Annotated in this window: 8 protein-coding genes and 1 riboswitch; of the genes, 2 read left to right on the plus strand and 6 right to left on the minus strand. The window is 69.2% G+C overall.

The features are described from left to right. The 3 genes from AC01Y6_RS00940 to hisS all read right to left on the minus strand — a co-directional run. On the minus strand, window positions 1-795 hold a 795-nt coding region (locus AC01Y6_RS00940), incomplete at its 3' end, for a PhzF family phenazine biosynthesis protein (RefSeq protein ID WP_476669834.1). After that, window positions 788-2,533 (minus strand): aspartate--tRNA ligase, encoded by a 1,746-nt coding sequence (gene aspS, locus AC01Y6_RS00945; RefSeq protein WP_476669836.1) that lies wholly within the window; start codon window positions 2,531-2,533, stop codon window positions 788-790. The genes AC01Y6_RS00940 and aspS, both read right to left, overlap by 8 nt. A gap of 24 nt (window positions 2,534-2,557) precedes the next feature. Next, window positions 2,558-3,814 (minus strand): histidine--tRNA ligase, encoded by a 1,257-nt coding sequence (gene hisS, locus AC01Y6_RS00950; RefSeq protein ID WP_476669838.1) that lies wholly within the window; start codon window positions 3,812-3,814, stop codon window positions 2,558-2,560. A 59-nt stretch (window positions 3,815-3,873) separates the two neighbouring features. On the opposite strand from hisS, the gene AC01Y6_RS00955 reads away from it, so the two are divergent. Beyond that, window positions 3,874-4,197, plus strand: a complete 324-nt coding sequence (locus tag AC01Y6_RS00955; protein ID WP_347242029.1) for a hypothetical protein — start codon at window positions 3,874-3,876, stop codon at window positions 4,195-4,197. Between the two features lie 459 nt (window positions 4,198-4,656). Here AC01Y6_RS00955 and AC01Y6_RS00960 read toward each other — a convergent pair whose 3' ends face one another. The 3 genes from AC01Y6_RS00960 to modA all read right to left on the minus strand — a co-directional run bounded on the left by AC01Y6_RS00960 (window position 4,657) and on the right by modA (window position 7,185). Next, window positions 4,657-5,661 (minus strand): ABC transporter ATP-binding protein, encoded by a 1,005-nt coding sequence (locus AC01Y6_RS00960; RefSeq protein ID WP_347242030.1) that lies wholly within the window; start codon window positions 5,659-5,661, stop codon window positions 4,657-4,659. After that, window positions 5,640-6,314 carry a molybdate ABC transporter permease subunit gene (modB, locus tag AC01Y6_RS00965; protein ID WP_347242031.1) on the minus strand — a complete coding sequence of 225 codons (675 nt, stop codon included), beginning with the start codon at window positions 6,312-6,314 and terminating at the stop codon, window positions 5,640-5,642. Before modB ends, AC01Y6_RS00960 begins: the two co-directional genes overlap by 22 nt. A 1-nt stretch (window position 6,315) precedes the next feature. Continuing rightward, window positions 6,316-7,185, minus strand: a complete 870-nt coding sequence (gene modA / locus AC01Y6_RS00970) for a molybdate ABC transporter substrate-binding protein (protein WP_476669841.1) — start codon at window positions 7,183-7,185, stop codon at window positions 6,316-6,318. Then, a riboswitch (molybdenum cofactor riboswitch) is annotated at window positions 7,178-7,299 on the minus strand. (Overlaps the previous gene by 8 nt.) A 68-nt stretch (window positions 7,300-7,367) precedes the next feature. On the opposite strand from modA, the gene argF reads away from it, so the two are divergent. Next, window positions 7,368-8,273 (plus strand): ornithine carbamoyltransferase, encoded by a 906-nt coding sequence (argF, locus tag AC01Y6_RS00975; RefSeq protein WP_428715626.1) that lies wholly within the window; start codon window positions 7,368-7,370, stop codon window positions 8,271-8,273. The last annotated feature ends 99 nt before the right edge of the window (window positions 8,274-8,372 follow it).

Consider the following 8,372-nt stretch of genomic DNA (forward strand, 5'->3'; position numbering starts at 1 on the left):
CGGGTTGCCCAGGCGGTGGCCTTGGTAGACGGTGAGCTGCACCCGTCCTTCCCGCTTGGGCACCACCCCCGCCCGGGCGAGGAGGGCCCCCAGGGCGGCGTTGGCCGAGCCCGTCACCGGGTCCTCGGGGATGCCGAGGAGGGGGGCGAAGTCCCGGGCGTAGAAGCTCCTCGGGCCCATGGGGGCGTAGGCGTGGACCGTGGCCACCTCCAGCTTGCGGGAAACCTCCAAGAGGGCGGGCATCTCCGGCTCCAGGGCGTCCACCACGCCGGGGGCGATGAGGGGCACGAAGAGGCTCCAAAGCCCGGTGTAGGCGATGCCGTAGGGGAGGCCCCGGTGCAGGTAGCGCTCGTTGGTGCCTAAGGCCTCGAGGGCCGCCCTCAAGGCCTCAAAGGGGGGCAGGTCGCGGAAGCGGGGGGAAGGTCCCCGCACCAGGGCCTTTACAGGGGCCCCGCCCTCGTACACGATCTCCACGGGAAGGGCCTCCGTGGGGGTGTGGAGGTAAAGCCGCCCTATCCCCTCGGGCGCCAGGCCCAGGCGCACCAGGCTTAGGCCCAGGGCCACCGCCGCGTGGCCGGAGAACTCCACCTCCTCCTTTGGGGTGAAAAAGCGCACCCCGAAGACCGTCTCCCTCCTTTCGGTGAGGAAGGCGGTCTCCGCCTCCCCCAGGCGCCTTGCGATGGCCTGCATCTCCTCTAGGCCCATCCCCCGGGCGTCCAGCACGATGGCCACCCGGTTGCCCGCTCCCGGGGCGGGGGCAAAGGCGTCTACCAGAATGTACGGGATCCTAGCCATGGCGGATCACCTGGAGGCCGAGCTCCCTAAGCTGCTCCTCGGACACGGGGCTCGGGGCGCCGGTCAGGGGGTCCTTTCCTTCCTTGTTCTTGGGGAAGGCGATGACCTCGCGGATGGAGGGGCTTCCCGTCATGAGGGCGAGGAGCCGGTCCAGCCCCCAGGCGATGCCCCCGTGGGGCGGGGCCCCGTACTGGAGGGCTTCCAGGAAAAAGCCGAACTTCTCCTTCTGTTCCTCCTCCCCAATGCCCAGGAGGCGGAAGACCCGGGCCTGGAGCCCGGGGTCGTGGATGCGGATGGACCCCCCGCCCACCTCCACGCCGTTGAGGACGAGGTCGTAGGCCAAAGCCCGCGCCCGCCCGGGGTCTTCCTCCAAAAGGGGCAGGTCCTCGGGGTGGGGGCTGGTGAAGGGGTGGTGCATGTAGGTCCACCCCCCCCGCTCCTCGTCCCACTCCAGGAGGGGAAAGTCCACCACCCAGAGGAAGCGGAAGCCCTCCCGCTTGAGGCCTAGAAGGTCCGCAAGCCGAAGCCGCACCGCGCCCAGGGCCTCCGCCGCCACCTTGCGGGGCCCGGCTACGAAGAGGAGGGTGTCCCCAGGGCCCGCCCCCGTGGCCTTAAGGAGCGCCTCCCGGACGGGCTCCAGGAACCTGGCCACGCTTCCCGAGAAGCCCCCTTCCTCCACCCGGGCCCAGGCCAGGCCCTGGGCCTTGTGCCTTTTGGCCTCCTCCTCAAGCTCCGCGATCTCCTTGCGGGAAAGGGCCCTGGGGACGGCGAGGGCCTTCACCCGTTCCGCCTCCCGGAAGACCCGAAACTCGCTCTCCCGGAAGAGGGGGCCCACCTCTTTAAGCTCCAGGCCGAAGCGGAGGTCGGGCTTGTCGGAGCCGTAGCGCTCCATGGCCTCCTCGTAGGAGAGCCTGGGGAAGGGGAGGGGAAGCTCCACCCCCAAGGCCTCGCGGAAGACGTGGGCCATGAGGCGCTCGTTGAGCTCCAGCACGTCCTCCACTTCCACGAAGCTCATCTCCAGGTCCAGCTGGGTGAAGTCGGGCTGGCGGTCGGCGCGGAGGTCCTCGTCCCGGAAGCAGCGGGCGATCTGGAAGTAGCGGTCCAGCCCCGCCACCATCAGCATCTGCTTGAAGAGCTGGGGGGACTGGGGCAGGGCGTAGAAGAGGCCGGGCTCGTGGCGGTAGGGCACCAGGAAGTCCCGGGCTCCCTCGGGGGTGCTCTTGGTGAGGAAGGGGGTCTCCACCTGGACGAAGCCTTCCCGGTCCAGGAAGTCCCAGATGGCCTTGATGACCCGGTGGCGCAGGCGGAGGTTCTCCTGCATCCGGCGCCTTCTTAGGTCCAGGTAGCGGTACCGGAGGCGGAGCTCCTCATGGGGCTCCTTCTCCTCCTCCCCCCGCCAGCCCGCGTCCACGGGGAAGGGGGGCGTCTTGGCCTCGGCGAGGACCTCGAGGGCCTTGAGCTCCACCTCCACCGCCCCCGTGGCCAGGCGGGGGTTGGGCTCGGGGCGGAGGCGCACGACGCCCCAGGCGCGCACCACCCACTCGGGGCGCACCCGCTCGGCTACGGGGTAGGCGGGGCTTTCCGGGTGGGCCACCAGCTGGACCAGGCCCTCCCGGTCCCTCAGGTCCAGGAAGATGAGCCCCCCGAGGTCGCGGCGGCGGTTCACCCAGCCCTCGAGGACCACCTCCTCGCCCACGTGGGCTTCCCTCAGGCTTCCGGCGTAGTGGGTGCGGCGCATAATCCTCCCAAGCTTACCGGATTCTCATGCCAGGCTCGCGAGGAGAAAGGCCGCCACCTCGGGGTAGGGGAGGCGCACCTGCTCCCCCGTGGCCAGGCGCTTCAGGGTGAGCTCGCCCGCCCTAAGCTCCTCTTCCCCCAAAAACCCCGCGAAGGCCGCTTTCCGCTTCAAGGCCTCCTCCACCCCCTTGCCGGGTTTCCTCGGGGAGAGGGCGTACTCCACCCTAAGCCTCGGCCTCAAGATCTCGGCCACGTAGAAGGCCTCCTCCACCGCCGCTTCCAGAAGGGGAACCAGGTAGAGGTCGGGGCCCCTTTCCTCCGGGGGGGCGAAGCCCTCGGCCTCGAGAGCCAGGGCCACCCGCTCCACCCCGAAGGCGAAGCCCACCCCTGGGACCCTGGGCCCGCCCAGAAGCTCGGAAAGCCCGTCGTACCGCCCCCCGCCCCCCAAGGCGGACTGGGCCCCGATCTCCTCGTGGTGCACCTCAAAGGCGGTGCGCACGTAGTAGTCCAGCCCCCGCACCAGGGCGGGCTCCAGCTCGTAGGGGATGGAAAGCCTTTCCAGGTGGCGCTCCACCTCCCGAAGGTGGGCCCTGGCCTCCTCCCCGAGGAAGTCCAGCATGGGCCTCACCCCAAGCTCCTCGAGGAGGGCCTGGTCCTTGGGGTCTTTGGAGTCCAGGATGCGCATGGGGTTGAGCGAGAGGCGCTCCTTGGAGTCCTCGGAAAGCGCCTCCCGATGGGGGCTGAGGACCTCCTTGAGGTAGGCGTTGTACCGGGCCCGGTCCTCGGGGTCCCCCACGGAGGAGAGCTTCACCGAAAGCCCCCTAAGCCCGAGCTCCTTCAGGCACTCGTAGAGGAGGACGATGGCCTCCGCGTCCAGGATGGGGCTTTCCGAGCCCAAGGCCTCATAGTTCACCTGGTGGAACTGGCGGTACCGCCCTTTTTGCGGGCGCTCGGCCCGGAACATGGGCCCCGCCATCCAGAGCCTCACGGGCTGGGGCCAGACCTTCATCCCGTGCTCCAGGTAGGCCCGGACCATGGCGGCGGTGCCCTCGGGGCGGAGGGTGAGGGAGCGCCCGCCCCGGTCCTGGAAGGTGAACATCTCCTTGCGCACGATGTCGGTGGAAGCGCCCACCCCCTTTTCAAACACTTGGGTCTCCTCAAAGACGGGGGTGATGAGCTCCAGGGCTCCTGCCGCCTCCAAGACCTTGCGGGCGGTGGCCACGATGCGCTGGTGGAGCCTGAGCTCCTTGCCGAAGAGGTCCTTGGTGCCCCGAACCGCCATACCCCTCCACTCTACACAACCTCTTGCGCCTGGGCGTGGGCCTCCTCTATGCTGGAGGCGTGCGCCAGAGAGGGCTCCTGGTAGCCCTTTACCTCTTTCTCACCCTGGCGGGCTCCACCGGGGTGGCCCTGCAGATGTACCTCATGCGGGTGCAGAACCCGGGGCTGAGGGCCGACCTCTGCCAGGCCCCGGGGGAGGAGCGCTCCGTGGAGCACTCCCTCTTCTGCGGCCTCCAGGTGGCTCCGGGCCTCCCCCCGGTGGCGGCGCCCGCCCCGCCACGCCCTCTTAAGGCGCTTCCCCAACGTACCGCCCCCCTTCCCGGGCACCGCCTCCCCCATCCCCAAGCCCTGGTCCCCAGGGCCCCTCCTTTCGCCCTGGCCTAAGGGGTTTTTCGGCCCATAGGTCCTTTGGCGAAAGGAGGTGTGGCGTTGCAGGTAGCGCTTTTTACGCAGAATCTGGACCTTTACGCTCAGGTTTACGAGGCGCTGGTTCCTCGGGGCTTCTCCCTTTCCTGGAACGAGGGCATGGGCCTGCCCCTTTCGGGGCTGGACCAGCTGGAGCGGGGCCAGGGGGTTCTTTGGCTCACCCCAAGGGGGCTCCGGGGCTACGATCTCAGGGCCTACGCCTTCCTTACCCGGAGGGACGACCCGAAAAGCCTTCCCGAGGGCCTGAAGGGGCGTTTTGGCGCCCGGCTTCTCCCTGGGGAGGCGGCGGTCCTTTTGGCCCTGGGCCGGGGGGTGCCCCCGGAGCCCAGAAGCCTCGCCCGGTATCTGGACGTGGAGCGCTCCCAGGCCCGCTTTTTCCTAAAGGGGGTGTGGAACAAGTTCGGGCTTCCCCTGGGGCTACTCCTCCGCCTCGCCCGGCATCAGGTGCAGGTAGCGGGGCTTGAGGGCCACCCGGAGGGGCTGGTCCGGCTGGAGGCGGAGCCTTTCCTGGACGTGCCGAGGCAGGAGGATTTCCAGGGAAAGGGGCCCGCGGAGGAGGCCCCGGTAGGCCAGCCCCTCCAGGTGCAGGCGTTCTAGCCGGCCTTCCAAGACGTTTTCCGGGGGTGGAGGGCGGTCCTGGCGCACCACCAGGACCTCCGCCGCCCGTATTCCGAGCCAGGCTTCTCCTCCCGGCTTAGCCCAGGGGGGGAGGGGAAGGCGGAGGCGGACCCCTTCCCGCTCCACCCCGCCCTCCACCACCCGCACGGGAAAGAGGTTCTCGTACCCGAGAAGCCTCGCCACCTCCACCCGGGCGGGGGCGGCCATGACCTCCTCCGGCGGCCCCTCTTGGAGCACCCCCTTCCGCCCCAGCACCGCCAACCAGTCGGCCATGCCGGCCAGGACTGGGTCGTGGCTCACCGCCAGGGCGGGGAGGCCCTCCCGGCGGAGGAGGTCCACCAGCTCCGAGAGCACCTGCCCCCGGGTCAGGGGGTCCAGGGCGCTGGTGGGCTCGTCCAGGAGGAGGAGCTCGGGCTTTCGGGCCAGGGCCCGGGCCAGGGCCACCCGCTGCTTTTGCCCCCCGGAAAGCTGGCCCGGGCGCTTGTGGGCGTGCTCCAGGAGCCCCACCCGCTCCAGGAGGGCCAAGGCCCGCTCCTTGCGGTTTCGCCCCTTGAGGGGGAAGGCCACGTTTTCCCAGGCGGTCATGTGGGGGAAGAGGGCCAGGTCCTGGGGCAGGTAGCCTACGGGCCTTCGCTCGGGGGGAAGCCCGGAGAAGGGGTGCCCCTCGGCGGGGAGAAGGCCGGCTAAGGCCTTGAGCAAGGTGGTCTTGCCCACCCCGCTTTCCCCCAGGAGAACGGTGAACCCCGCGATTCGGAAGCGGGCCTCGAGGCGGATGGGCTTCCTTATGCGGTAGTGGACTTCCATGCCCGTCCTTTGGCTTCCAGGATGCGCGCCAGGGCCAGGAGGAGGAGGCTTAGGAGGAGGAGGACCAGGGCGGCCTCCGCCGCCTCGCGGAAGCGCAGGGCCTGGACCAGGTCGTAGAGGTAGATGCTCACCATCTGGGTCTTCCCCGGGATGGAGCCCCCCACCATGAGCACCACCCCGAACTCCCCCAGGGTGTGGGCGAAGGCCAGGAGGGTCCCCGAGAGGAGGCCGGGCCAGGCGAGGGGCAGGACCACCTGGGTCCAGACCTTGAGGCGGGGGACTCCCAGGGTGCGGGCCACCTCCAGGAGGTTCCGGTCCAGGGCCAGGAAGGCCTCCCGGTAGGCGGTGAGGGCGAAGGGCAGGCTGAAGAGGACGCTGGCGAGGACCAGTCCCTCGAGGCGGAAGGCCCAGGAAAGCCCGGTGAGGCGGGTCCAAGGGCCTTCCGGCCCCAGGAAGAGCAGGAGGTAGAAGCCCAAGACCGTGGGGGGGAGGACCAGGGGCAGGAGGAAGACCGCCTCCAGGAGGGGCTTTCCCGGGAAGGAGCGGAAGGCCAGGAACCAGGCCAGGGGAACCCCCAGGAGGAGGAGGAGGCCGGAGGTCCAAAAGGCTACCTTTAGGGAGAGCTGGAGGGCGGTAAAGAAGAGGGGGTCCACCCTACTCCCCCGGCAGGAGGAAGCCGTAGCGCCGGAAGACGGCTCTGGCTTCCGGGCTTCCCACGAAGCGGTAGAAGGCCAGAACCTCGGGGCGCTGCCGCCCTTTGAGGACCACGTAGTCCTGCTCCAGGGTGAGGTGGCTTCCCAGGGGGGCAAGCCAGTACTCCCCGGGCCCTGCCAGGTCTGGGTGAAGGGCTAGGGAGAGGGCTAGGACCCCTACCCGGGTGGCGTGGAGGGCGAGATGGGCCGCTTGCGCGATGTTCTCCCCGTAGACGAAGGTGAAGTCCTTCTTGCCCTGGCGCAAGGGGCCGGCGTCCCAGTAGGCCTCCACCCCCCCCGTGAGCTCTTCCCAGGGGATTTCCTCCCAGGAGAGCTGGGCGAAAGGCTTGCCCAGGCCAGGGAGGGTGAGGGGACGGCGTTTAAGGAGCCCCAGGTGCTCCAGGAGGGTGACGGCGGCCCGGCCATAAGGGGCGTGGACCGGGTTGGCCAGGGCCACCTTGGTCACCCTGGGGTCCAGGAGGGTTTGGGGTCCAGGTTTTAAGCCGAGGCTTTTGTCCACCCAAAGGACCACGCGCCCGATGGCGTAGGGTTTCCGGGTGCCGGGCTCGGCGAGGCCCCTCCGCTCCAAAAGCTCGGGGTAGGCCTTTTCGGCGGAGAAGAAGAGGTCGGCCTCGAGGCCCTGGGTGAGCTGGGTGTAAAACTTGCCCGAGGAGCCGAAGAGGAGCTCCACCCTCACCCCAGGGTTTTTCCGCTCAAAGGCTTGGGCCACCTCAGTAAGGGCGTACTGCAGGTCCGAGGCCGCCACCACCCGCACCGTCTGCGCCAGAGCCGAACCCAAAAGAAGGAGTACCCAAAGGCTTGCCCTTTTCATGCCCACCTCCTTTGCGACCGCGGCAGGCGGCGGGGTCGCCCCCACCACCCCGGGGCCCTAAGGCCCGGCCCAGAAGGCCCCTAGGGTCTTCTGGGCTCGGAGGCGGAATCATTTTATCATCCCGTCCCGCTCGGCTCCACCTCTTGCATAAGTTTGCATCCTTGCGTTATCCTATAAGCCTCATGGCGGGAGACGCCCTGGCCCGGCCCAAGGACCTACTGGACTTTTCGGGATACGGCCCCAAGGAGCTTCAGGCCCTTTTGGACCTGGCGGAGGCCTTGAAGCGGGAGCGCTACCGGGGGGAGGACCTCAAGGGAAAGGTCCTCGCCCTCCTCTTTGAGAAGCCCTCCCTGCGCACGAGGACCACCCTCGAGGTGGCCATGCTCCACCTGGGGGGGCACGCCCTCTACCTGGACCAGAAGCAGGTGGGCATCGGGGAGCGGGAGCCCGTGCGGGACATCGCCAAGAACCTGGAGCGCTTCGTGGAGGGGATCGCCGCCCGGGTCCATCGCCACGAGACGGTGGAGGCCCTGGCCCGCCACGCCAGGGTCCCCGTGGTGAACGCCCTCTCCGACCGGGCCCACCCCCTCCAGGCCCTGGCCGACCTCCTCACCCTGAAAGAGGTCTTCGGGGGGCTTGCGGGCCTCGAGGTGGCCTGGGTGGGGGACGGGAACAACGTCCTGAACTCCCTCCTCGAGGTGGCTCCCCTGGTGGGCCTAAAGGTGCGGGTCGCCACCCCCAAGGGCTACGAGCCCGAACCCGAGCTTCTCCGGCGGGCCCGGGCCCACCTCACCCACGACCCCAAGGAGGCCGCCCTGGGGGCCCACGCCCTCTACACCGACGTCTGGACCAGCATGGGCCAGGAGGCGGAGAGGGAGAAGCGCCTTCGGGACTTCCAGGGATTCCAGGTCAATGGGGAGCTCATCCAGCTCCTCCGCCCCGAGGGGATTTTCCTCCACTGCCTCCCCGCCCACTACGGGGAGGAGGCCACGGAGGAGGCGGTCCACGGGGATAGGAGCCGGGTCTTTGACCAGGCGGAGAACCGCCTCCACACCGCCAAGGCCGTGCTCCTCACCCTGCTAAAGTAGGGGTATGGTCCGGCCCTACCGCTTCCGCCTGGAGGAGTTCCTAAAGCTTCCCCTGCCGGAGAGGGGGGTGGAGCTTCTTGAGGGGGAGGTTTACCAGGA

The sequence above is a fragment of the Thermus sp. genome (assembly GCF_056332225.1).